At 61.0% G+C, this 22,815-nt stretch carries 22 protein-coding genes; 11 read left to right on the top strand and 11 right to left on the bottom strand.

From position 1 onward, the window contains the following. Window positions 1-98: 98 nt before the first annotated feature. Entirely contained in the window at window positions 99-464 is a 366-nt protein-coding gene (locus tag ABIC50_RS11300) for a winged helix-turn-helix transcriptional regulator (RefSeq protein WP_175696034.1), read from the bottom strand. Between the two features lie 91 nt (window positions 465-555). Between ABIC50_RS11300 and ABIC50_RS11295 the strand changes: the two genes are divergently transcribed. Then, on the top strand, window positions 556-882 hold the full coding sequence (locus tag ABIC50_RS11295; RefSeq protein WP_354163852.1) for a nuclear transport factor 2 family protein: 327 nt from the start codon (window positions 556-558) through the stop codon (window positions 880-882). Beyond that, window positions 882-1,661, top strand: coding sequence for an SDR family oxidoreductase (locus ABIC50_RS11290; protein ID WP_354163850.1), 780 nt, complete (start codon window positions 882-884; stop codon window positions 1,659-1,661). The genes ABIC50_RS11295 and ABIC50_RS11290 overlap by 1 nt, the downstream gene beginning before the upstream one ends. A gap of 49 nt (window positions 1,662-1,710) precedes the next feature. Here the strand turns inward: ABIC50_RS11290 and ABIC50_RS11285 are convergent, their stop codons facing one another. The 6 genes from ABIC50_RS11285 to ABIC50_RS11260 form a co-directional block, all read right to left on the bottom strand. Continuing rightward, window positions 1,711-3,165 carry an amidase gene (locus ABIC50_RS11285; RefSeq protein WP_354163848.1) on the bottom strand — a complete coding sequence of 485 codons (1,455 nt, stop codon included), beginning with the start codon at window positions 3,163-3,165 and terminating at the stop codon, window positions 1,711-1,713. Between the two features lie 36 nt (window positions 3,166-3,201). Next, entirely contained in the window at window positions 3,202-4,431 is a 1,230-nt protein-coding gene (locus ABIC50_RS11280; RefSeq protein ID WP_354163846.1) for an MFS transporter, read from the bottom strand. Between the two features lie 22 nt (window positions 4,432-4,453). Beyond that, window positions 4,454-5,392, bottom strand: coding sequence for a SphA family protein (locus ABIC50_RS11275; protein ID WP_354163845.1), 939 nt, complete (start codon window positions 5,390-5,392; stop codon window positions 4,454-4,456). A 78-nt stretch (window positions 5,393-5,470) separates the two neighbouring features. Beyond that, window positions 5,471-6,499 carry a helix-turn-helix domain-containing protein gene (locus ABIC50_RS11270; RefSeq protein ID WP_354163843.1) on the bottom strand — a complete coding sequence of 343 codons (1,029 nt, stop codon included), beginning with the start codon at window positions 6,497-6,499 and terminating at the stop codon, window positions 5,471-5,473. 66 nt (window positions 6,500-6,565) lie between these two features. Continuing rightward, window positions 6,566-6,724, bottom strand: coding sequence for a hypothetical protein (locus tag ABIC50_RS11265; RefSeq protein WP_354163841.1), 159 nt, complete (start codon window positions 6,722-6,724; stop codon window positions 6,566-6,568). A 60-nt stretch (window positions 6,725-6,784) separates the two neighbouring features. Beyond that, on the bottom strand, window positions 6,785-7,654 hold the full coding sequence (locus ABIC50_RS11260; protein ID WP_354163839.1) for an AraC family transcriptional regulator: 870 nt from the start codon (window positions 7,652-7,654) through the stop codon (window positions 6,785-6,787). Window positions 7,655-7,903: 249 nt separating this feature from the next. On the opposite strand from ABIC50_RS11260, the gene ABIC50_RS11255 reads away from it, so the two are divergent. The 5 genes from ABIC50_RS11255 (at window position 7,904) to ABIC50_RS11235 (ending at window position 13,947) form a co-directional block, all read left to right on the top strand. After that, window positions 7,904-9,028 carry a branched-chain amino acid aminotransferase gene (locus ABIC50_RS11255; RefSeq protein WP_471685634.1) on the top strand — a complete coding sequence of 375 codons (1,125 nt, stop codon included), beginning with the start codon at window positions 7,904-7,906 and terminating at the stop codon, window positions 9,026-9,028. A gap of 240 nt (window positions 9,029-9,268) precedes the next feature. Next, a complete protein-coding gene (locus tag ABIC50_RS11250) occupies window positions 9,269-10,750 on the top strand; it encodes an aldehyde dehydrogenase (protein WP_354163835.1) in 1,482 nt (493 codons plus the stop codon). A 204-nt stretch (window positions 10,751-10,954) separates the two neighbouring features. After that, window positions 10,955-11,491, top strand: coding sequence for a hypothetical protein (locus tag ABIC50_RS11245; RefSeq protein ID WP_011661282.1), 537 nt, complete (start codon window positions 10,955-10,957; stop codon window positions 11,489-11,491). Between the two features lie 13 nt (window positions 11,492-11,504). Next, window positions 11,505-12,074, top strand: a complete 570-nt coding sequence (locus tag ABIC50_RS11240) for a thiamine pyrophosphate-dependent enzyme (RefSeq protein WP_354163833.1) — start codon at window positions 11,505-11,507, stop codon at window positions 12,072-12,074. A 163-nt stretch (window positions 12,075-12,237) separates the two neighbouring features. After that, window positions 12,238-13,947: a GMC family oxidoreductase gene (locus ABIC50_RS11235; protein WP_354163831.1), complete on the top strand. Its 1,710-nt coding sequence runs from the start codon at window positions 12,238-12,240 to the stop codon at window positions 13,945-13,947. Here the strand turns inward: ABIC50_RS11235 and ABIC50_RS11230 are convergent. From ABIC50_RS11230 to ABIC50_RS11220, 3 genes are read right to left on the bottom strand one after another with little or no spacing between them, the layout of a single operon-like run. After that, the gene (locus ABIC50_RS11230; protein WP_354163829.1) at window positions 13,895-14,779 is read right to left on the bottom strand and encodes an HpcH/HpaI aldolase/citrate lyase family protein; all 885 of its coding nucleotides are present in this window, start codon (window positions 14,777-14,779) and stop codon (window positions 13,895-13,897) included. The two genes, ABIC50_RS11235 and ABIC50_RS11230, sit on opposite strands and share 53 nt — an antisense overlap. Before the next feature lie 19 nt (window positions 14,780-14,798). Then, window positions 14,799-15,215 (bottom strand): PaaI family thioesterase, encoded by a 417-nt coding sequence (locus ABIC50_RS11225; RefSeq protein WP_165754493.1) that lies wholly within the window; start codon window positions 15,213-15,215, stop codon window positions 14,799-14,801. A gap of 21 nt (window positions 15,216-15,236) precedes the next feature. Beyond that, on the bottom strand, window positions 15,237-16,493 hold the full coding sequence (locus ABIC50_RS11220) for a CaiB/BaiF CoA transferase family protein (RefSeq protein WP_354163828.1): 1,257 nt from the start codon (window positions 16,491-16,493) through the stop codon (window positions 15,237-15,239). Between the two features lie 123 nt (window positions 16,494-16,616). On the opposite strand from ABIC50_RS11220, the gene ABIC50_RS11215 reads away from it, so the two are divergent. Continuing rightward, window positions 16,617-17,519, top strand: a complete 903-nt coding sequence (locus ABIC50_RS11215; protein ID WP_011661288.1) for a LysR family transcriptional regulator — start codon at window positions 16,617-16,619, stop codon at window positions 17,517-17,519. Window positions 17,520-17,651: 132 nt separating this feature from the next. Here the strand turns inward: ABIC50_RS11215 and gcvA are convergent, their stop codons facing one another. Beyond that, window positions 17,652-18,584, bottom strand: a complete 933-nt coding sequence (gene gcvA, locus ABIC50_RS11210; protein WP_354164457.1) for a transcriptional regulator GcvA — start codon at window positions 18,582-18,584, stop codon at window positions 17,652-17,654. Between the two features lie 142 nt (window positions 18,585-18,726). Here gcvA and ABIC50_RS11205 point away from each other — a divergent pair, with 142 nt between their 5' ends. The 3 genes from ABIC50_RS11205 to ABIC50_RS11195 all read left to right on the top strand — a co-directional run bounded on the left by ABIC50_RS11205 (window position 18,727) and on the right by ABIC50_RS11195 (window position 22,797). Next, entirely contained in the window at window positions 18,727-19,938 is a 1,212-nt protein-coding gene (locus ABIC50_RS11205; protein WP_354163826.1) for an MFS transporter, read from the top strand. A 5-nt stretch (window positions 19,939-19,943) separates the two neighbouring features. After that, complete coding sequence (locus ABIC50_RS11200) at window positions 19,944-20,840, top strand: oxidoreductase (RefSeq protein WP_354163825.1); 897 nt, start codon at window positions 19,944-19,946, stop codon at window positions 20,838-20,840. Window positions 20,841-21,132: 292 nt separating this feature from the next. Further along, a complete protein-coding gene (locus ABIC50_RS11195; RefSeq protein WP_354163823.1) occupies window positions 21,133-22,797 on the top strand; it encodes an MFS transporter in 1,665 nt (554 codons plus the stop codon). Window positions 22,798-22,815 lie beyond the last annotated feature (18 nt).

Here is a 22,815-nt window from a genome sequence, read left to right as displayed (position 1 = left end):
GCGGTGTCCGCGGTCGCTGCGAGTCAGTCTACCAGCAGCGTTTCTGACGACGCGGGGCCGCCGCCGCCGCGGAAGCGTTCTGTCGGCTAACCCACTCATCAGTCGTCAGTGTTGTCGTCCGGAACGGGCGTCGCAACCATGGCTTCGCGTTTTTCCGCCCATTTCAGCATCGCGTCCAAAGCAGGACACAAAGCCTGCCCCCAATCCGTTAGACGGTACTCGACTTTCGGCGGCACTTGCGGATACAGCTTTCGCGACACAATTCCATCGGATTCCAGTTGCCGAAGTTGTTGGGCCAGCATCTTCTGAGAAATCCCGGGGATCAACTTCTCGAGATCCGAGTAGCGTTGTACTTTTCCATCGAACAAATGGAAAAGGATGATCAGTTTCCATCGACCTTCCAGCAGTCGAAGAACTTCCTCTACTCCCAGTGCGGCGGTCGCGGGCGTGTATATCTTTCCCATAGCGCAGTAACTTACTTTCCGGTGCGTTCTTGTTGAATAGATAGTCTATGGCGAAAATACCAGTACAGCCAACTATCGCGAGAACGCAACCATGTCACTTTCACTACCCGATCCAGTCGCTGCCTACTTCAAGATCACCAATGGCGAGGACGTTACGCACATCGTGCGTGTCTTCTCACAGGATGCGGTCGTCGTTGACGAAGGGCGGACGCACCGAGGCCATGGTGCCATCGAGTCGTGGCGACAGGAGGCGCGGAAGAAATACGAGTACACCGCGGAGCCAGTCAGCGCTTCGCAGGAAGGCGATCGGCTGACGGTCACGGCCAATGTCGTCGGCAACTTCCCGGGTAGTCCTGTCCAGCTCGATCATGTGTTCAGCCTTGAAGGCGACAAGATCAAGTCGTTGGAGATCGGTTGATGGCCATGAACCTGGAATTGCAAGGCAAGCGCGTCCTGGTGACGGCAGGCACCAAGGGGATCGGAAAGGCCGTCGTCGGCCTGTTCCACGAACTCGGCGCGAAAGTACTCACCACGGCCAGAGGAGAGCCGACCGATACGTTGGCTGACGTCTTCGTCGCAGCAGACTTGACGACAGTCGACGGCTGCGATGCGGTGGCAAGGGCCGTCACGGACCACTTTGGAGGCGTGGACATCATCGTCCACGTCGCGGGTGGTTCGATGGCACCTGGTGGAGGGTTCGCCGCATTGGGTGAAGACGAGTGGGGGCAAGAATTGAACCTCAATCTGCTTCCTGCCGTCCGGCTGGATCGTGCATTGTTGCCCGGCATGTTGGCACAGGGTGCCGGCGTCGTCATTCACGTCACCTCGATCCAACGCGAACTTCCGTTACCGGAATCGACCACCGCCTATGCGGCGGCAAAGGCCGCGCTCTCGACATACAGCAAGAGCCTGTCGAAAGAGGTTTCACCGAAGGGCATTCGTGTCGTTAGGGTGGCGCCCGGGTGGGTTGAAACCGAGGCATCCGTGGCGCTGGCCGAGCGGCTTGCCTTGCAGGCGGGCACCGACTACGAGGGTGGGAAAACGATCATCATGAATTCACTGGGCGGCATTCCGCTGGGGCGGCCGTCGCAACCCATCGAGGTGGCGCACCTCATTGCATTCCTCGCTTCTCCGCGCGCAGCCACGATCACCGGAACGGAGTATGTGATCGATGGGGGCACGATTCCTACTGCATAGGCATTGGGAAATATGAAGCGGCAAGGGAATCATCGCCCGGCGAAGCGCGCTATACGCATAACCCAACGGACAGAGGCGGTACGCGATTCGCCCAAGGTTGCGCACGCTCGAGTTGAGCAGCGAGCGAGAAGAGGAGCGATTCCGCACCGAACGCACCAGCGAAATGGCTGCCGACCGGCAGGCCTTGCTCGTCCCAGTAAAGCGGCACCGACATCGCGGGCTGGCCGGTCGCGTTGAACCATGCGGTGAATGGAGAAAACCGATGCGACCGCTCGATGACTTCGCTCAGCGACTGCGTGTCGTCCGTGGTGGCAAGTTCGGCCGGCGCTAGCGGCGGCATTGCGAGCGTCGGCGTCAGCAGCACGTCGTAGCGCTCCATCAAGCGGCCGAACGTGCGGCCCAGCGCATGAATCCAGTCGACGGCGCCTGCATATTCCGCGCCGCTGACATTGCCCTTCTCCCGAAGGATGATGCGCGTGCGGGCCTCGACTTCGTCGTCGCGCACGGCACGGCCGCGCTGGCTGCCGAGCGCGTCGACCAGCGCGCGGGTCTGCGCGCCGATGATCGTGAATACGCGCCCATAGAACGCTTCCGAATCGACGGGGCTGTCGAGCGGTTCGACGTGATGGCCGAGCGAGCGCAACAACGCGACGGTATGGTCGAGTGCGGCCCGGCATGACGGGTGAAGCGGCCACGGCGGCGCCTGCTCGATCACGGCGATTTTCAACGGGCGTGGATCGCGCTGCGTGGCCGCGACGAATGTGTCGGCCTCATACGGCGCCGCATACGGCGCGCCGGTATCGGCGCCGGCGGTCAGGTCGAGCAGCGCGGCGCTGTCGCGAACCGAGCGCGTGATCGCGTGGTTGATCCCCATGCCCGCCCATCCTTCGCCGATCATCGGGCCATTCGGCGTGCGGCCGCGCGTCGGCTTCAGGCCGAACACGCCGCAGCAAGACGCCGGCACGCGCAATGAGCCACCGCCGTCGTTGCCGTGCGCGAACGGCAGCACGCGGGCAGCGACGAGCGCCGCCGCGGCGCCGCTCGACCCGCCTGCGGTTACGTGCGGACTCCACGGATTGCGGGTGATGCCGAAGCGCGTGGACGATGTGCAATACGACGTGCCCAGTTCCGGCGACAGCGACGTTCCCGCGATCGGTATGCTCGCGCGCCGCAGGCGCGCCACCAGTTCGCCGTCGAAGTCGGGCCGGTAGTCGCCGAACAGAAAAGAGCCGTTCGTCATGCGTGCGCCGCGCACCGGCATGAACAGGTCCTTGATCAGTGTCGGCACGCCGGCGAGCACGCTTTCGCCGCCGGTTAACGCAGAGGCCGCGTGCCGCGCCGAGTCGTCGAGCCGTTCCGCAACGGCATTCAGCATGGGGTCGATCGCGTCGAGATTCGCGCGGACGGCATCCAGCAGTTCCGTCGGTGTCACTTCTTTTGCGCGGACGAGTGCCGCGAGCGCGATCCCGTCGTGCGTGGCGATGAGCGTCTGGAAGTCTTTCATGGGTCTATCGTTGGAGAACATGAGTACGTGAGTGGATCATTCGTCGCCGCGGCAGCGAGCTGCCGGCAACAACCAGAGCAACGCGATGACGGCCGTGCCCGCCGCAATCGCGAACACGGCGGGGCGTAGGCCGCCGAACGCCTGTGCGCAACCGAATACGACCAGCGGGCTGACGAACTGCCCGAGATAGAGCGCGGCAGTGAACCCACCGAGGCCGCGCCCGCGCATCGCGAGTGACAGCGTGCGCATCAGCGGCAGGATTGCATTGGGAACCAGTATCCCGCCGCCGAAGCCGTGAATCACGACCGCCGCGACGATGGCCGGTACCGTATGGGCGCGGGCCAGCAAGGCGAGGCCCGTCGCAAGCAGCGCAAGCAGCACGACGTTGACGAAGCGGCGGCCGAGCGCGGCGCGCAACCATGGCCATGCGATCGAACCGGCCAGCGTCGACAGCAGGCCGACGCCCGCTACCGCGCCGATCACCGTCGACGAGCGCTGGCCGATGTCGATCATCAGCTGCGGCATCTGCACCGGAACCACGAACGAGCTGACCATCCCGATGCAGATCAGCACGTAGCCGGTGGCGAGCGTCGATGCGAGCCGGGCACCGGACAGCGTCGTGACGCCGTCGCCCGGTTCGGCGGGTTCGCCGTCGCGCAGCGGTTCCCACAGTACGGTCGCAATCGCCGGCACGAGCAAAATCGGCAGCAGATAGAGATAGAACGGATAGCGCCACGCGTGCTCGCCGGCGGCGCCGCCGAGCACGAAGAACACCGTGCCGACGAGGCCGATCGTGACGACCTGCCGGTTCACGTAGCGCACGCGCTGCTCGCCGCGCCAGTAGTCGCCGATCAGCGTCGTGCAGCACGTCATCACGCACGCTTCCGCGGCGCCGAGCGCGAACCGGCAGGCGAGGATCGCGCCGAGGTCGTTGAGCCATGCAGGCGCGGCGCCGACCAGGCCGTACACGAGCGTGGCGAGCAACAGCAGCATCTTGCGTCCGACGCGATCGGCAAGCCAGCCGGCGAGCGGCGCGCACAGCGCGATCGCGAGCGCCGGGCCGGTCGCAACGAGCGGCACGAGCCCGGCCAGCCGCGGATCGGCCGGCACGAATTCGGCCGCGAGTTTGGGCAGGATCGGCGTGATCATCACCGCGCCCATGACGGTGAGGCTGCTGCCGAGCAGCAGCACGGCGCCCTGGCGTGCGCCGGCCTGCCTGACGGCGCCCGCATAGCGCGCGCCGGGCGTTGAAGAAAACGGATTCATCGACGGCTCCCGAAACGGAACATCAGAACGACAGCGCCGCACGCAGCGCGACCTGATACCCCTGCGCGCGGTTTTGCGCGCCGAATTCCTTGTACGCGTGCAGCCATATCGCGGGCCTGCCCGGTTCGACGTAGCTGATCGCCGGGCCCAGCGCGTTGACGCGCGCGCGGTTGCCGTCGACGTTCGGGCCATGGTCGTTGCTCAACTGCCGCTCGACGTAGCCGCCGAGGCCCGCGGTAAACGGGCCGATATGCTGGCCGACCGCAAATTCCTGGCGAAAGCCGGTGCCGCTGCGGTAGTTCGTCGCGCGATTGGTCGTGTTCTGGTCGATCTCGATGCTGGTCGAGATTTCGAATCCGCTGTCGGTGATGTAGGTCGCACCGATGATCGGCGAGAAGGTCCAGTGATTGACGCCGGGATTGAAGAGTCGGGACGCGCGATAGGCGCCGGTCGGCGCCTGCGCCTGCAGCGCGATGTTGACGAACAGATTCGGCAGCGTCCACGCGAGGATCAGCGGCTGAAAGTCCGCATCGCCGATATTAGTCGGATTGGCCGACATCGCGAGCGTTCCTGCCGGCGTCGGCACGTTTACGTGCCCGTTCAGGTTCAGGAACGGCACGATCGCGCCGAAGCCGACGTTGGCGCCGAACAATTTGACGTTAGTCATCCTGATGTATGCGAGGCTCCACGACGCGACAGTCAGCGAGAAGTCGGCGTTGCCGCCGTTGCGGAGCGTGTGCGTCGAGTAATACGCGAAGCGCGTGGCGAGCGTGCCGTTGGGCGTGGACGGCGGCGTGATTCCCGCGCCGAAATCGAACACGCCGAACGGCGTGATGGGGCCGTCGTTTTCGAGCGCGCGGGCGGGATGGCAGGCGAGCGTGGCCGCCAATGCGCCGATTGCGACGGTGGTCGTCCGTGCGCCGCGGCGCTGCGCGCCGTGCGGACGTCTGAGGATCTTCATCGTGCCGTTCCCCGTACAGTTGAAATGTGTACGGAGTCTAGGAACGTCAAAATCCGGCGCGTTATCCGCTTTTGGTAATTATCGGGGTGGGCGTTTGAGGGTGTCGGACGGCAGTTCGCCGAACAGCTCCCGGTAGTGTGCCGCGAACCGGCTCAGGTGCCAGAAGCCCCAGCGGCAGGCGACGTCGCTGACCGAAGCGTTCGATGGAGAATGCTCGCGCAGTTCGCGGCGCACGCCATTGAGCCGCAGCACGCGCAAGTACCACGCGGGATGCGTGCCGAGGATTTCCTCGAAGCAATACTGCAATTTGCGCCGGCTTGCGCCCACTGCGCGGCACACGTCGAGCACGGTCAGCGGCGCGTCGGGCTGCGAGACGACGAGTTCGCGCACGCGCTCGACGATGCGGCGGCGCGCGGACGGATCGAGCCGAACCGGGCGGCCGGCTGCTTCCAGCGCGTCGACGAGCTCGATCAGAATGGCGTCGCGCAGCGTCTTGCGCGCTTGCGGCCGCGCGAACGGGTGCTCGGACGTGTCGGCCGCATCGAAGCCGGCCACCAGCAGGGATGTCAACGCGTCGTAGCGGGCGGCCGGCACACGGACGATGCTGGTTTCGTTCGACAAGGTTCCGGTGCAGTCGCCGTCGTCGTCTTCATCGGTGAGCCATGCCAGCGTGCGCAGCGTGTCGGTCGGCACCGTCAGCAGCACGACGTCCTGATGGTCGGGCGTGCGCAGCTCGGGCAGCGACGTACCGCCGGAGACGAGCAATGCCTTGTCGCGCAGCGGCGTGCCGCCGCAGTATCCGGCGCCCGCGGTTTCCAGCGGGATGCTGAATGATGTGCTGCCGGCGCGCTGATCGCCGCGCTTGAGTAACGCGCGATTCACGCGTTCGCGCAGCAACTGCATGCCGTCGAAACGAATTTCGTGCAGCGTGCCCTGGAACGGCCCGGGCGACAATTGATCGAGCCGGATCGACCAGCCGTGCGTGCATTCCGCATGGCTGTCGACGTCATTGCACGTGAAGCGCCGGTTGAATGGCGTCGCGCCCAACGTAGGATCGATCTGCGAACGAGTAATGGACCGACCGAGGTGCACCGGGTCGTCTTTCATGATGGCGGGTGACGAAGGAGATTCCCGGCGACATTGTTTCGCCAAAAAGACATTGGCAAGTCGTTTTTACCCGAGCTCACTGGATGGCGAGCCCGGTGGAAACGCCTGCGTCAGGTCCTCTGCTTCGGCCGGTGTCGTCGGCCCGTCGATCAACTGCTCCAGCAGTTCCGCGGATAGTTCAGGCGGCAGCCCGCGGGCCGCTGCCTCATGATGTGCTTGGCTCACACAATGACGGATCGGTCCACGCTATGGCGCAAAGACCGATGCGCAACGCCTTCACGGTGTTCATCGCAACATAGTCAACCATCGAGTGGGCGTCAGTCCAAACGCCTCGACAAACTGACGAGACATATGACTTTGATCCGCAAAACCCACCGCGGCCGCACACTCGGCTAGCGGCGTGCCATTCGATATCAGACGCCTGGCGATATCCAGTCGGCGCATTGTCATGTATCTGGAAGGGCTCGTTCCAAAGAACTGCCGGAAGTCGCGCGAGAGGCTCCATCGGTCACGTCCACTCTCCCTCGCGAGCACATCCAACTCGATCCGCTGGCTAGGGGCGCTCCGGATGCAATCGCGGGCAATCAGCGCTGCCTTGATGTTGCCGGTGTGCTTTGCTTTGGCTGTCCCGGCGGCGGCCTGCAGGGCCGTAGCGAGATCAAACAGGAGATCTGTACGCTCGAGCGGTTCAAGCGGGCGGTCGAACTCTCTGAGCATCGCCCATATCGCTCGATATAGCTGCGCGTTTTGCGACACGCCTTCCTTGATGAACGGAAGGGAAGTCTGGCCGAGAATTTGCTGAAGCACTTCCGGCTGCAGATGGACGATGCGATAGCAATATCCAGCAACCGTTCCGGCCCGCCCATCGTGTATTTCGTCCGGGTGAATGACGACGGTATCGCCCGGTGAGCTATGCACCAATTCGCCCCGATAGCGGATCGATTGAATTCCGGCGGTGGTTATCCCGACCGCGTAAGTGTCGTGACGATGCGGGCCATACGCTCGGCCTCTGAAAAAAGCCTCGATTCGATAAAAAAGGGCATCGTCGGAAGATACGCGCATCCAGTCCCGCCCGGATCCTGAGCGTTCGACACGCCCGGTTTCCTTCGGTGCAGTTTGGGCAGCGGATTTGTCGCCAGGTCGCAAGGATGCCATGCTGCGGTGCAATGTGTGTCGTCCGAGGGCGCTTGTTCGATCCCTCGTCCAAGGTTCTATCTCACTTCGACTTTGGCTGGCATCGTCGCACAAAGCTGGCTCGCGGGCAATGCAGGAGGGCTGCGCACAGGAAAGGGCGTAACGCGCACAAAGGTTCAAGACACTATCGATATGTCGGGGCTACCTTTACTTCGCACCGCTCCGTACGGAACGGTTCCCGGATTAACCAACGACTAGGCCCTAGATACGATGACCACGCAAAGTAAGAGCGCAGAGATTGCGATTCACCTGTCCGCAACGGCTCGCTCCGCAGACGAGCGGAAGAGATTGATGGAGTCGAAGTTCAACTTCGGCGAGCTCTTTACCGACCATATGCTCACAGCACAGTACGCGCCCACGGAAGGCTGGCACGATTTCCGTATTGCCGCCGTGGCGCCTTTCGAAATGCATCCTGCGTCTACGGTGCTCCACTACGGCCAGGCAATATTCGAGGGGATGAAGGCCTACGCGACCCCCGACGGTGGCGTCGCACTGTTTCGTCCGGAAATGAACGCCCGTCGATTCAGGGAAAGTGCGGAACGCATGGCCATGCCTCCGGTTCCGGAAGAGATGTTTGTGGCGTCGCTCAACGCACTTGTCCAGACTGAACGAACGTGGGTGCCCGATGCCATCGGCGCGGCGCTGTACTTGCGTCCGATGATGTTCGCGCGGGATGTGCGGTTGCTCACGAAACCATCGCAGTCGTACACCTTTGCCGTGCTTGCGAGCCCGGTCTCGGAATACTTTCGCAATGGATTGGCGCCGATCACGGTGTGGATATCGGACAAATATATTCGCGCTGCGCGTGGGGGCACCGGCGAAGCGAAGTGTGCCGGCAACTACGCGGGCGGTTTTGCTGCACAGGCCGAAGCCGCGGCACATGACTGCGAGCAAGTGGTTTGGCTGGATGCATTCGATCGGCAGACCATCGAGGAACTGGGCGGGATGAACGTGTATTTTGTTTTCAAAAACGGAGATCGAACAACGCTCGTCACACCGAAGGCGACGGGCACGCTGTTGAAGGGGGTGACGCGGGACAGTCTACTGACGGTTGCCAAAGATGGTGGATATGAAGTGGAAGAACGGCGCATCGATGTTCAGGAGTGGCGCGAAGGGTGTCGTTCGGGGGCAATTACAGAAGTATTCGCATGCGGAACGGCGGCGGTTATCGTGCCAGTCGGGCGCGCCAAATCGTCCACTGGTGAAGATATCGTGGTGAATGGTGGCGCACCCGGTCCCGTCGCAGCGAATCTCCGAGATAGGCTTCTGGCGATCCAGCACGGCACGGCGCCGGATACACACGGCTGGCTGACGCGGGTGACCGGCGGCGCCTGAGCCAAGCGCTGAAACTCGATAGGGATGGTTGACCGCGTTAGAGAGCGGATCGAACAAATCTAATGCGATAAGGACCACGAATTAATTTGCAGCCGGCCGCCGGCAGGTACTTTCGTCGCCCTACCCGTAGTATTGCCGGCATCAATGGTCCGATATCAAAACGAAATGCTCCGGAGCGCACCCCGTCGTTATATTGCTATCTGACTATACGGAACAGTGAGCTAAGAGGAATCGCGAATCATGCAGAGATTTGAAAACTTTATCGATGGAAGGCGCGTTCCGTCAGCGTCCGGGAAGTGGTTGCCGAGTCTTGACCCATATCGTAACGAGACGTGGTGCGAGATCCCGGATAGCACCGCAGAGGACGTCGATGCGGCGGTGAAGGCTGCGCGTGCCGCATTCCTGTCACCGTCCTGGGCCGGAGCGTCGGCGACCGCACGTGGCGCGATGCTTCGTCGACTCGGAGACTTGATCACCGATAACGCGCAGCGGCTCGCGGAGATCGAGGTTCGAGACAACGGAAAGCTTCTGAGCGAGATGTTGATTCAACTGCGTAATCTTCCACAGTGGTACTACTACTATGGCGGCCTCGCGGACAAAATCGAAGGCAGTGTGTTGCCGATCGAGAAGAAGGATCACTTCGTTTACACGACGTGGGAACCGCTCGGCGTTGTGGCTGCAATCACGGCGTGGAACTCCCCGTTGCTCCTGCTGACCTGGAAGTTGGCGCCGGGCCTCGCCGCAGGCAATACATTCGTCATCAAACCGTCGGAGTTTGCCAGCGCATCGACACTCGCATTTGCGGAACTCTTCGAGAAGGCCGGATTCCCTCCGGGCGTGATCAACGTTGTGTGCGGAACCGGGCAGGCCGTTGGTGCACCGCTTGTCACGCATCCGGACGTGGCAAAAATCGCGTTCACTGGATCCGATGCGGCTGGCAAGGCGATCAATCGGGCCGCTGCGGAAGATCTGAAGCACGTCACGCTGGAACTGGGTGGGAAGTCGCCGAACATCGTATTTGAGGATGCTGACCTCGATGCCGCGGCGGCGGGCGTGGCGTCCGGCATCTTTGCCGCGGCCGGTCAGACTTGCATTGCCGGTTCGCGGTTGCTGCTGCAGCGTTCGATTTACGACGGGTTTCTCGAGAAGATCCGTCAAATGGCGCAGGACGTGAAGATGGGTGATCCGCTCGAGCCGGAAACTCAGTACGGACCTCTCGCAAACGTGCCTCACTACAACAAGGTTCTGAGTTGCATCGCGGATGCGCAGAAGGAAGGGGCCGTGTTGGCGTGGGGCGGCAAGCCGTACGATCATCCCAACGGCGGACTCTTCGTGGAACCGACCATCTTCCGGGACGTCGATAACAACTCGCAGTTGGCACAGCGTGAGATCTTTGGGCCGGTCCTTGCCGTTATTCCGTTTGAAGACGAGGAAGAGGCACTGGCATTGGCCAACCATTCGGATTTCGGCCTCGCGGCAGGTGTATGGACGAAGGACATGGCGCGCGTGTTCCGAATGACGAAGGGATTGCAATCGGGCACGGTGTGGGTCAATACGTACCGAGCGCTCAGTTACATGGCGCCGTTTGGCGGCGTGAAGGACAGTGGCCTCGGGAGAGAAAGTGGGCAGGAGATGATCAAAGCCTACATGCAAAGCAAGACGGTCTGGATCAACAACGCTACCGGGAAACCTGCCAATCCGTTCGTCATGCGGCTCGAGTAGCCTCGTGAGGTGATTCGTATGACCTTGGAGCGGTCGTACGCGTTCAGCCTCACGACTCTTTCCAGGGCGCCTTTAGATCATTACCTCGACAAGGCGTCGGTTGATTTCGCACTACTGAGTTAATGCCTTGACGGACAAAAGTAACGGGCATGGAAGCCAGTGCGGGATCGTAGGCTTGGTGTATCTACTTGATCTCTTATTCCGATGACATCAGACGCTGATCAGAACATTCGTCCTTGGCAGCATGACATTCATTCAGCCTTCAAGACTTCCAATGTCGGGCACATTTCATACGTGCCGGATGGAGGGCATCGTGGGTTGATTCATTTGTGCGAGCAGGACGCCGACATTGGTACCACCGTACTGACAACGGAAGAGGAGGGCGTCGCGCTTTCAGCCGGGCTATGGCTCGGTGGGAAGCGAAGTGTCGTTCTCATGCAGTCTTCGGGGGTTGGCAACTGCTTGAACATGTTCACGCTGGCAGAAAACTGTCGCCTCCCGTTGGTCCTCTTGGTCACGATGCGAGGAGAGTTTGCCGAGTTCATACCGTGGCAGATTCCGATGGGGAAGCGAGCCGGCGCGGCCCTGGAATTGATGGGCTTCGACGTGTTTCGCGCGGAGGATCCGGAAGCCGTCGGGGAGATTTGCTCGGGTGCGCTTGATCATGCGTTCTACTCGAATCGATGCGTCGCGGTTCTCCTGGCACAGCGACTTATCGGTCGCAAAAATTGGGCAAAGTAAAGGTAGAGCAAAGATGAATGAACTTCGATTGGAACGCCGTGCCGCAGTTGCACACCTGCTTGATGACAGGAAAGAATCGATCGTCGTCGCGGGCCTGGGATCACCGATCTACGATGTCTTTGCGGCAGGCGATCATTCGCTCAATTTCTACGACTGGGGCGCAATGGGCTCAGCAGCCATGGTGGGCCTCGGTCTCGCCCTTGCACAGCCGCAGCGTCCCGTCATCGTATTCACCGGCGACGGCGAGATGCTCATGGGCCTGGGTGCGTTTGCGACGATTGCTCAACATTGCCCGCCGAACCTCGCAATCGTCGTGCTCGACAACGAACAGTATGCGGAAACGGGAATGCAGCGTACCGCGACAGGCATCGGAACTGATCTGGCTGCAGTGGCCCGGGGCTGTGGGCTCAAGAATGCGGTCACACTTACCTCGGACAGTGAATTGACATTGCTGAAGGAGAAAATTCAGGCGTGCGATGGCACGAAAGTCGCCGTCCTGAAGATCGTACCGGGTGACCAGCCGAGAACGATTCCGATGCGGGATGGTGCAGCGATCGCAAACCGCTTCATTCTCGCTCTGTAGAAGATAGCGATCCGGCATCACGGACGTTCGATAGGAGGACCCGATGAATCTGCTCAATAAGCAACGAGGAAGTTGTGTAAATGGCAGGTTGAAGGACTGAATCGCCGAGAGCTAGCCTTCACGCATCGTGCAGAAGCACGTCGAAACATAAAAGAGGAAAATGATGGAGAGCGGAATCGACCATCACGGAGACGCAGTTGAAGAGTTTGATTACGTCATCGTCGGCGCGGGTTCGGCCGGATGTACGCTAGCCGCGCGGTTAAGCGAGGATGCCGGTGTTTCCGTGCTTCTGCTCGAGGCCGGCGGGCGAGACAAAAATATCTGGATTCATATCCCGGTCGGGTATATCAAGACGCTGGATATGCCGCGGCTCAACTGGAGATTCTGGTCCGAACCTGATCCTTACACTTACAATCGACCGATTTCGATTCCGCGCGGCCGTGTGCTCGGTGGGACGAGCTCTATCAATGCGATGCTTTATGTGCGCGGCGAGAGGCAAGACTACGACGGTTGGGTTGCGCTTGGGAACCGCGGCTGGTCGTGGGACGAGGTTCTGCCGTACTTCTGCAAAGCGGAGAACTGGGAGGGTACGCCGGCGCCGTGGCGCGGAAGAGGCGGGCCTTTGAATACCCGGGATCTCTACGAGCGTGGTGAAGTTCCCGATGCGATCATTGCCGCCGCAGCGCAGTGTGGTTATCCGATCAATCCGGATTACAACTCGGGTGACACGGAAGGGTTCGGATACTTTCAGGTTACGCAAAAAGATGGCCGTCGCTGGTCGACTAGCCGGGCATATTTGCGGCCCGCGATGGCGCGTCCGAATCTCAAGGTTGAAACTGAAGCACACGCAACGTCGGTCACGTTAGCGGGAAAACGCGCAACAGGCGTCACCTTTGTGCAACGAGGGCAAGCTCGTGCCGTCAAGGCTCGTCGGGAGGTGATATTGGCGGCTGGCGCGGTGCAGTCGCCGCAGCTTCTGGAACTCTCCGGCATCGGGAACCCCGAAATTTTGCGAGCGCACGGGATACCGGTGCGTCACGCGTTGCCCGGGGTGGGTGAGAACTACCAGGACCACTTCATCGTTCGCATGTCCTGGCGGGTAACCAGGCCGATCACGGTTAACGAAAAGGTGCATGGTCTGAACCTCGCCAAAGAGGTCGTCAAGTATGCGTTCACGCGACGCGGTGTGCTGACGTTCGCAGCAGGGGTGGTGTGCGGTTATGTGCGTACCCGACCGGACGTTGCGACGCCGGACATCCAATATACGATTGCTGACGCGACATTCAAGGATCCCGTGAAGCGGGTGTTGGACCCGGAGCCGGGCATGACCATTGGCCCGTCTCCGTTGCGTCCGGTCAGTCGCGGGTCGATTCACATTGCGTCGGCGGATCCGATGGCTGCGCCCAAAATATGTCCGAATTTCCTGCATGCGGAAAGCGATCGCGTCACGCTTGTGAATGGCATGAAGATCGCGCGGCAAATTGCCTCTGCACCTGCGCTTTCATCGTATGTCTCGCACGAAGTGGGGCCCGGGTCCTCGGCTGGCAGTGACGATGAGCTGCTCGATTTTGCCAGGCGAAGCGGGGCCACGATTCATCACCCTGTCGGAACGGCGAAGATGGGGAGCGACGAGATGGCGGTGGTCGACGAGCGACTTCGAGTGCGTGGTATCGCCGGATTGCGTGTAGTCGACGCATCCATCATGCCGACAATCGTGTCCGGCAATACAAATGCGCCTGTCATCATGATTGCCGAGAAGGCATCGGACATGATCAAGCAGGACGCGAAAAATAACACCGGCGGAAGCAGCGAGATATCGATCAGTCGAGAACCACTTTCGCGCGATTCAGAATCTTCCTCGCCCGTTCGATAACCGGTCGGTCAATCATGCGGCCATCCATCATGACCGCGTGCGTATTTTGCGTTGCCGTAATGACTCTCTCGGCCCATTCGATTTCGGCTGCGGAAGGAGCGAAGATCGCTTGTGTCAACGCGAGCTGAGTCGGATGGACGCAAAGCTTGCCGAGGAATCCGAGGTTGCGTTCGAAGCGAGCAGATTGCTCGAACACATCCAGGTCGGCAATATTTTCGGTGACGCCGGCGATTGGAGCAGGCAGGCCAGCGGAACGCGAAGCCACAACGATTCTCGAGCTCGGATATATCAGGCCGACGTGGTCGTCGGGCGGGAGGTCGACGTCGGTCTGATAGTCCATGTTGCCAAATGCAAGACGGCAGAGTGGCTTCGCCGACGCGATTTCGTCGACACGGACCACCGCTCGCGCTGTCTCAATCATTCCCACAAGCGCCGTGTTGGGGGGAAGTGCGTCCTGGGCCATGGTCACTTGATCCGCCGAATCGACCATGGTCAGAAATACGCCGGCGATTTGACCGGAGATCTGGTGCAACGCCGCGGCATCAAGATTGAAGTCGCTGCTACTCACGGGATTGACGCGGATGGCTACCCGACGGCCGTCCGAGTTAGCGAGGAATGCGATTGTGTTGTGTCTTGCTACGTTCTTGCCGGACGCTATGACCGAGGCCTCCCAGTCGATGATGACGACATTTGCGTCGCTCTGCAGCGCTTTCGGGAAACGCTCGGGGCGATCGCCAGGGACGAACAGAAAAGACGTCGCACTTTCCAGCAGTCGCTGGTCACTCAAGTCTCGAGGCGCGCGCTCGGAAGGGGACAGCGTAGATTGCTTCATATGCGTCCTTTGTCGAAATTCATAGCACTTTCCAGATCGAGGTTGCGCTTGCCACGAGGGCGCCGGACTCGTCCGACACGGTTGACTGGAGAAAGCAGATTTGCCGCCCCTTCCGCATGAAATGGCTGCAAGCTGTCAGGGTTCCCTCGCGTGCTGCGCGCATGTACTGGATGTTCATTTCGAGTGTCGCGCCTGCCCCCACGTGATGTTTGAGCAGGTGCCCCATCGAGATGTCGAGGAGTGTCGCGGTTATCCCTCCATGCAGAGAGCCTTGCGGGTTATACATGAAGTCGCGAATCGGCATCGTGACGGTACATGAGGCTTCACCGTACTCGACGCTCATCCCGAACAGGCGGGCCAGAAAAAAGGTATTGAAGTCTTGACGGTACGTCTGGATCGCATTCTCGAAGGCGATCCGTGCTTGCGATTCGTCCATGATATTGAGGATGTTTTCTGGCTATTGTTGAGCAGTTTGCTCTGCCCGATCGCGAATCACGCCCCGAGCGGCCAGCTCATCGAGTTGATGCGCGGAGAGCCCGAGAAGCGATTCGAGGATCTCACGAGTGTGCTGGCCCAGCATCGGTGGTGGCGATGCGTGGGTCATGGGCGCATCGTCCAGGCGAACCGGGTTTGTGATGTTTTTCACCACCCCTGCAATGGGATGATCCATCGAAAGAATCATCCCGCGCTCGGTCAGTTGCGGCGCTTCACACACTTCGCCCACTGTCCGAATCAAACCGCACGGGACGCCAGCCTTACCCAGCTTTTCGACCCAATAAGCTCTGCTGTTGTCCCGGATGAGCGCGGCAACCAACGGCCGCAACTCGTGTCGATTGCTCACGCGCAGCGGTGCGGTGGCAAAGCGTGGATCGTCGACCAGATCGGAGGCGTTGGCCACCTCGCAGAACAGTTTCCAGAATTTGTCGTTCGCCACACCCAGGTTGATCCATCCATCGGATGCCTGGAAGGTCTCATACGGGCAGATGGTCGGGTGTTCGTTACCTCGTCGGGTCGGCGATGACCCTGTGGAGAAATAAATGCCCGCGTTGAAGGTGAGCAACGAAGCGAGTGCATCGAGCATTGAAATTTGAACCGAGCGCGCGATGCCTGTTCGATTTCGTTCGTACAGTGCCGAGAGGATGCCTTGTACGGCGAAGAGGCCTGCAATCATGTCCGCGATCGAGGTGCCAACCTTGGTCGGTTGCCCGCTGGGGTCGCCCGTGATGTCCATGACGCCGGCTTCACCCTGCACGATCAGATCGTAACCAGGGCGCTGCGCATCGGGTCCTTGTGCGCCGAAACCAGAGATCGAGCAGCAGATCAACCGGGGATTGATACTTCGCAACGTCTCGTGATCGAGGCCAAGGCGCTTCATGGCGCCGGGCCGGAAGTTGTCAACGACGACATCCGCGGTCTCGATCATGCTCAGCAGAATCTGTCGTCCCGCGTCGCTCTTCAGGTCGATCGCACAACTACGCTTGTTACGGTTGACGGACAGAAAGTAGGCGCTTTCGCCTGCGACGAACGGCGGCCCGAACGCTCGGCTGTCGTCCCCGCTGGTGGGTTCCTCGATCTTGATGACGTCAGCGCCGAGATCGGCCAGATGCATGGTCGCGAATGGACCTGACACGACTCGGGTTAGATCGATAATCCGTATTCCCGCAAGGGGGCGTGCTGACGTGCCGCTATCGAACGTTGCGAATCCCGAGTCCATCTGGCTCTCCTCAATGTGTCTGAGGCAGCATAGCGGCAGCAGTTATATTTCTGAAATGGATTTTCTGTATCTAAACATTCATGTAAAGTATGGCCGATTGCCATCGCGATAAAGGTCACCGGGATGAACCTCCGCTCCGTAGATTTGAACCTGCTTGTCATCTTCGATGCGCTTATGCGGGAGCGGAATGTGACGCGGGCCGCGCTGAGAATTCCGATGAGTCAGCCTGCCATGAGCAACGCGCTGTCCAGACTTCGTCATCTGTTCAAGGATGATCTGTTCATTCGTTCTGGCGGGGCGATGGAGCCCACGCCGCGGGCCATTGAACTCGGTGAGTCCGTGCGGCAGATTCTTCGGCAGACAGAGCGGCTGATGTCGAGCGACGTCAATTTCGATCCCGCGACGAGCGAGCGTGAATTCACCGCGCGGATGTCCGATCTGGTCGGTTGCCTGTTGTTGCCCCAGCTACTCGCTACGTTGTCGGAATCCGCACCACGCGTCACGCTGGACGTACTCCACCTGTCACCGGAGCGAACGATCAAGGCGCTGGAAAGCGACGAACTGGATTTCGGTGTCAGCATGCAATTGCAACCCGCGCCGAATATACGGAGCGAGAAGCTGTTCATGGACCAGATGGTGTGCGTCATGCGCGCCGATCACCCGCTGACGAAGGGCAAGCTGACGCTCCAGCGTTTTCTGAATGCGGATCATCTTCGGGTGGCGATGAGCCCGACCGACATACGTTTTGTCGATAACGTCCTGGCCGACCAGGGTTATTCCCGGAATGTGGTCGCGAAGGTCCCGCATTGGCTGCTGATCCCGCCGATCCTTCGCGAGACTCAACTGATCGCCGTCATTTCCGGCAAGCTGGCTGCGCGTTTCGCATCGGAACCATTGGCGGTGCGCGCGTTGCCATTCCCGTCGGAGCCATTCTCGTGGGACATCTACTGGCATCGTCGCAACGACAACAGCGTGGCGCATAAATGGATGCGGAGCCTGATTGCCAGTACCTGCGCCTCGCTCTGACGGTCCGGTCGAGATGAACCGATTTTTTCCGCAATAGGGTGGCAATATTGCGCATTGGGCCACTAGCGCCTGACGCGTAGCCTCAACGTGTGGGCCCGGAAGGGAGTACGCCGCCTGCCCTGATCTGCGAGCCTATCCAGCCTCTTGGCTCGCCATGCCTTCCATCCATTGCTCGAACGCGGACACCGCGGCATCGTCGGCGCGATCGACGTTCGTCACCAGCGTGTAGTCGTCGGCGCGCCATACAGGCGATGCGATGGGACACACGAGGCGGCCTTCGGCGAGATCGCGCCCGATCAGCGGCAGCGACGCCAGCGCCACGCCCAGCCCCTCGATGGCAGCGCCAAGCTGAAGATTTACATGATCGAATTCGACATGGCGCGCCGCGCGCAGATCGGCAGCACCCGCTTCCCGCAACCAGTGCGACCACGCTGAGCGCGTCGTGGCCGAATGCAGCAGCGTGTGATGGCGCAGATCGGCCACGCTCTGTATCGGATGCTGGCGCAGCAACGCGGGGTTGCAGGCCGGCACGCGCAGGTCGGGCATCAACGGGCGCGATACGACGCCCGCACCCTGTTCCGGACCGGAGCGAACACCGATATCGAAAGCGTCGGCGACATAGCGCAGCTTGCGCGATGTCGTCGACACCCTGACGTCGATGTCGGGATACCGCGAATGGAAATCGGCAAGCCGTGGCAGCAGCCAGCAAAACGCGAAGCTCATCGGCACATTCACCCGCACGACGCCCGATATCCGGTGCGTGAGGGTATTGTGGCGCAGCCGCACCACCGCGGTGCCGAGGTGTTCGAACGCGTGGCTGACGTCGTTCAGCAATACGGCCCCTTCGTCGGTCAGCACGACGCCGCGCGGACGACGGTCAAACAACGGCAGGCCGAACCAGTCCTCCAGCAGCCGGATCTGTTTTCCGACGGCCCAATGGGTGACATGCAGTTCCGCCGCCGCGCCCGCGAAGCTGCCGTGCCGCGCGACCGCATCGAAAGCGCGCAGCGCATTGAGCGGCGGCAACTCGTCCCGATTCTTCGCAGCACCTCGGCTTTCGCTCATGACGTACGTGACTTTTTCTCTCCGTTGACGCGATTTTAGCTCAATTGATATGGCTGATACCTCGGCCATAAAATTGACGCGTCGAACCAGAAGAACACACCACGAGTAGCTTCCATCAGCCACTCGTATAGAGAGAACGTCGATGCGCTTGCCGGTTTTTTCCCCTCCCGTCACGCGGGACGCTGTGCCATCACGACCGCGCGTGCTATGGCTATCCTGCATTGCACACGCAATCCACGATGGCTATACGGACATGATCTATGCGCTGCTGCCCGTATGGCAGTCCGAGTTCGGGCTCGACTTCGCGGCCCTGGCTATCCTGCGCGGCCTCTATGCCGGCACGATGGCGGTGCTGCAGTTGCCGGCAGGACGTCTCGCGCAACGCCTCGGTAGTCGCGCCGTCCTCGCGATCGGCACGCTGCTCGCCGCGCTGGGCTATGCAATTGCCGGCATGTCGGGTGGCCTGCTCGGTTTGTGCGTGGCGCTGGCGATATCGGGCGGTGGATCCAGCACGCAACATCCGATTGCATCGGGCGCCATCTCCCGCACCTACGGGCGTGACGCGCGAGGCCCTCTGAGCCTCTACAACTTTTCCGGCGATCTGGGGAAATCCGCGCTGCCGGCAGCCATTTCGCTGCTCGTGACCATGATGCCGTGGCGTCACGCGCTGTGGGTCGTCGCTGGATTGGGCTGCGTCGCTGCCGCAGGCATCGCGCTCTGGTTTCCCGCCGTGCCAAGTGGCGCCGGAAAGACGGCGGCAAAAGAGCAAGCGTCCGCTCAACGCACGGGCACCCAGGGGCGCGGATTCAACGCGCTGTTTTCCATCGGCGTGCTAGATACGGCCGTACGCATGGGACTGCTTACCTTTCTGCCTTTCCTGCTCAACGCAAAAGGCATCTCGCCTCAATTGCTGGGAACGGCCCTTGCGCTTGTTTTCATTGGCGGGGCGGCCGGCAAATTCTTTTGTGGCTGGCTTGGCGCGCGTATGGGTGTGGTGAGGACGGTGCTGCTCACGGAAGGCGGTACGGCCGCGTGCATCATCGGCGTGATGTATCTGCCGTTGGCGCTTACCATGGTGCTGCTGCCGATTCTGGGCATGATGCTCAACGGCACGTCGTCCGTGCTGTACGGAACCGTTCCGGAGATGTCCCCGCCCGAGCGCACGGAGCGCGCATTCGCAATTTTCTACACGGGAACGATCGCATCGGGCGCGATATCGCCTGTCCTCTACGGTTTCCTCGGCGACAGGATCGGCGTGCAGGCCGCCACGTATGCCACCGCGTTCACCGCTCTGGCAATTTTTCCGCTCGTGCTCGCACTGCGCCCGCATCTCGGAGATCACACGACAGGATGAACACCATGACGAAGTCTGACTACCCGACCGTGGCCGTTGTCGGTCCAGGCGCAATCGGAACGACCGTTGCCGCAGCCCTTCATGACGCTGGCCGCACGCCGATGATTTGCGGCCGCTCGGCGCACGAGCGGTTGACGCTGCGCTTCGATGGCGGCGAGATCGTCGTGCCCGGGCCCGTGCGGAACGATCCGCAAGCGGTCAACGAAAGGTTCGATCTCGTGTTCGTTGCGGTCAAGTCGACGCAAGTGGCGAGCGCGGCACCCTGGATCCCGGCGCTATGCGATGCGAAGACGGTGGTCTGCGTGCTGCAAAATGGCGTCGAGCAAACAGCCGCCTTCGCGCCATATGCGGCCGGCGCGGCGATCGTGCCATCTGTCGTCTGGTTTCCGGCGCAACGCGAATCGGATACGTCGGTGTGGCTGCGCGGCAAACCTCGGCTCACTGTGCCCGATACGCCGGCGAGCAACGTGGTGGTCTCGGCGTTGCACGGCACGCGATGCCCGGTCGAGGTGGCGGATGATTTCATCTCGCTCGCATGGCGAAAGCTTTTGCAGAACGCGGTGGCGGGACTCATGGTGTTGACTGGCCGGCGCGCCGGCATGTTCTCGCGAAGCGACATCACCGAACTGTCGCTCGCCTACCTGCGGGAATGTCTCGAAGTCGCCCGTGCGGAGGGCGCGAAGCTGGGCGATGAAGTGCCGCGGGAGATCGTCGACGGATTCCATCGCTTCCCGCCCGATTTGGGGACGTCCATTCTTGCCGATCGGCAGGGTAACCGCCCGCTCGAATGGGACTGCCGGAATGGCGTGGTGCAGCGACGCGGACGATCTCACGGAATTGCGACGCCGATCAGCGATCTGGTCGTGCCGCTTCTCGCGGCCGCCAGCGATGGGCCTGGCTAATGGCAAGGAGCCCGGTAGCCGACCCGAAGCTGTCACCGGCCGATTTCGAGGTGATGGAGCCTTTCGAATGTCTTTCGGATCGCGTCAGCGACGTTCCTGGTGCCCCCCCGGGAAGCCGCGACGAACCGTATTTTATTTGCTATGTGAATAGTTAGATACAACATATCCATTTCGAAAATAAACGCTGCAGACCTATCGTTGAGTCTGCGGGCCTCCAGACACGAGTCTACGTGTCGAAGCCGGCTGGTCGTCGGCATTCCTGTCGGCGCGACAAGGAAAGGAGGAGACCCAGATGCACAACGAGCTCACCGCGGCACGCCGTAGTGCCTTCAGCGCCGACGAGAGGAGGGTGGTTTTTGCCGCCTCGCTCGGCGCTGTATTCGAATGGTACGACTTCTTCTTATACGGATCGCTGGCGGCACTGATTGCCGCGCAATTCTTCAGTAGTCTGAATCATACGACTGCGTTTGTTTTCGCGCTGCTGACCTTCGCGGCCGGGTTCATTGTTCGACCGATTGGAGCGCTTGTATTCGGCAGACTGGGCGATCTCGTCGGTCGAAAACACACGTTTCTATTGACGATTCTCATCATGGGTTGCTCGACGCTGCTGGTCGGGCTGTTGCCTGGCTACGCGACCCTGGGCGTTGCCGCACCGATTATCTTGGTCGTTCTTCGAATGCTCCAGGGCTTGGCGCTTGGCGGAGAGTACGGCGCGGCGGCCACATACGTTGCCGAGCACGCGCCGCATGACAAGCGAGGCGGGTGGACCTCATGGATTCAGACCACGTCCACGATCGGGCTGCTGCTGTCGCTGGTCTTGATCATCACCGTGCGTTCGCTGACGGGTACATCGTTCGAGGTGTGGGGGTGGCGCATCCCCTTCTTGTTTTCTGGCGTCCTGTTGGGGATCTCCGTATACGTGCGTCTTTCGATGCATGAGTCACCGGCGTTCCAGCGCATCAAGGCAGAGGGACGAACGTCTCGCGCACCGTTGTCGGAAGCATTTGGTCAGTGGCGCTATCTGAAGCTTGTCCTGCAGGCGCTATTTGGATTGCTGGCGGGACAGGCGGTTGTATGGTTCACGGCGCTTTTTTACGCGATGTTCTTTCTGACGCAGACATTGAAGGTCGATGCCGGGACAACCAACCTGTTGGTTGGACTTGCGCTGGTCATCAGCACACCGCTCTACGTATTCTTCGGACGTCTTTCCGACCGTATCGGACGAAAGCCAATCATTCTGTGTGGCTCGTTCCTGGCGGCATTGACTATCGTTCCGATTTTTCATGGGTTGACTCACTTTGCCAATCCGGCATTAGCTGCCGCTCAGGCGTCTTCGCCGGTGGCCATCGTCAGTGATCCGGCTGACTGCTCGTTCCAGTTCAATCCAACCGGCACCGCATCGTTCAACAGCGCGTGTGACGTTGCGCGACGTGTGCTGTCGGCAAATTCCGCAAGCTACGCGACAGTCGATGCAGCCGCCGGGTCGAGCACGCGCGTCAAGATTGGCTCAACGGAGATCGCTGCGCCTTCGTTAAAAGGGCTTGCTCCGGCACAAGCGAAAGTGGCCGAGCAGCAGTTCAGGGTGGCTACGATCAGGGCGTTGGGCGCGGCAGGATATCCGCTGAAGGCTGATCCCGATACGGTGAATCGCCCGATGATTCTGGTTCTGCTTGTGCTGCTCATGGCGTACGGGGCGATGACCCTTGGCCCTATTGCCGCCATTCTTGTCGAGATGTTCCCCACGCGGATCAGGTACACAGCGATGTCGTTGCCGTATCACGTCGGCAACGGCTATTTTGGCGGGCTACTACCGACGGTGTGTTTTGCGCTGGTTGCGCAGACAGGGGACATCTACTTCGGGCTCTGGTATCCGGTGACAGTCGCAGCCATGTCGTTTGTCATAGGGCTGGTGTTCATCCGAGAACCTCGTCGAGACGCACTTTATAGCGACGACTGAGCCATCAAAATATTCACT

The organism is Burkholderia sp. 567, assembly GCF_040545115.1.
Lineage (GTDB): Bacteria > Pseudomonadota > Gammaproteobacteria > Burkholderiales > Burkholderiaceae > Burkholderia > Burkholderia ambifaria.
Note: the sequence above shows the minus strand (reverse complement) of the source record. Positions and strands in the feature narration are given on the sequence as shown.

Bases quoted from the DNA above. Each gene is read 5' to 3' on its own strand.
- ABIC50_RS11300 (WP_175696034.1), bottom strand. From the start codon at position 464: ATGGGAAAGATATACACGCCCGCGACCGCCGCACTGGGAGTAGAGGAA.
- ABIC50_RS11295 (WP_354163852.1), top strand. From the start codon at position 556: ATGTCACTTTCACTACCCGATCCAGTCGCTGCCTACTTCAAGATCACC.
- ABIC50_RS11290 (WP_354163850.1), top strand. From the start codon at position 882: ATGGCCATGAACCTGGAATTGCAAGGCAAGCGCGTCCTGGTGACGGCA.
- ABIC50_RS11285 (WP_354163848.1), bottom strand. From the start codon at position 3,165: ATGAAAGACTTCCAGACGCTCATCGCCACGCACGACGGGATCGCGCTC.
- ABIC50_RS11280 (WP_354163846.1), bottom strand. From the start codon at position 4,431: ATGAATCCGTTTTCTTCAACGCCCGGCGCGCGCTATGCGGGCGCCGTC.
- ABIC50_RS11275 (WP_354163845.1), bottom strand. From the start codon at position 5,392: ATGAAGATCCTCAGACGTCCGCACGGCGCGCAGCGCCGCGGCGCACGG.
- ABIC50_RS11270 (WP_354163843.1), bottom strand. From the start codon at position 6,499: ATGAAAGACGACCCGGTGCACCTCGGTCGGTCCATTACTCGTTCGCAG.
- ABIC50_RS11260 (WP_354163839.1), bottom strand. From the start codon at position 7,654: ATGGCATCCTTGCGACCTGGCGACAAATCCGCTGCCCAAACTGCACCG.
- ABIC50_RS11255 (WP_471685634.1), top strand. From the start codon at position 7,904: ATGACCACGCAAAGTAAGAGCGCAGAGATTGCGATTCACCTGTCCGCA.
- ABIC50_RS11250 (WP_354163835.1), top strand. From the start codon at position 9,269: ATGCAGAGATTTGAAAACTTTATCGATGGAAGGCGCGTTCCGTCAGCG.
- ABIC50_RS11245 (WP_011661282.1), top strand. From the start codon at position 10,955: ATGACATCAGACGCTGATCAGAACATTCGTCCTTGGCAGCATGACATT.
- ABIC50_RS11240 (WP_354163833.1), top strand. From the start codon at position 11,505: ATGAATGAACTTCGATTGGAACGCCGTGCCGCAGTTGCACACCTGCTT.
- ABIC50_RS11235 (WP_354163831.1), top strand. From the start codon at position 12,238: ATGGAGAGCGGAATCGACCATCACGGAGACGCAGTTGAAGAGTTTGAT.
- ABIC50_RS11230 (WP_354163829.1), bottom strand. From the start codon at position 14,779: ATGAAGCAATCTACGCTGTCCCCTTCCGAGCGCGCGCCTCGAGACTTG.
- ABIC50_RS11225 (WP_165754493.1), bottom strand. From the start codon at position 15,215: ATGGACGAATCGCAAGCACGGATCGCCTTCGAGAATGCGATCCAGACG.
- ABIC50_RS11220 (WP_354163828.1), bottom strand. From the start codon at position 16,493: ATGGACTCGGGATTCGCAACGTTCGATAGCGGCACGTCAGCACGCCCC.
- ABIC50_RS11215 (WP_011661288.1), top strand. From the start codon at position 16,617: ATGAACCTCCGCTCCGTAGATTTGAACCTGCTTGTCATCTTCGATGCG.
- gcvA (WP_354164457.1), bottom strand. From the start codon at position 18,584: ATGAGCGAAAGCCGAGGTGCTGCGAAGAATCGGGACGAGTTGCCGCCG.
- ABIC50_RS11205 (WP_354163826.1), top strand. From the start codon at position 18,727: ATGCGCTTGCCGGTTTTTTCCCCTCCCGTCACGCGGGACGCTGTGCCA.
- ABIC50_RS11200 (WP_354163825.1), top strand. From the start codon at position 19,944: ATGACGAAGTCTGACTACCCGACCGTGGCCGTTGTCGGTCCAGGCGCA.
- ABIC50_RS11195 (WP_354163823.1), top strand. From the start codon at position 21,133: ATGCACAACGAGCTCACCGCGGCACGCCGTAGTGCCTTCAGCGCCGAC.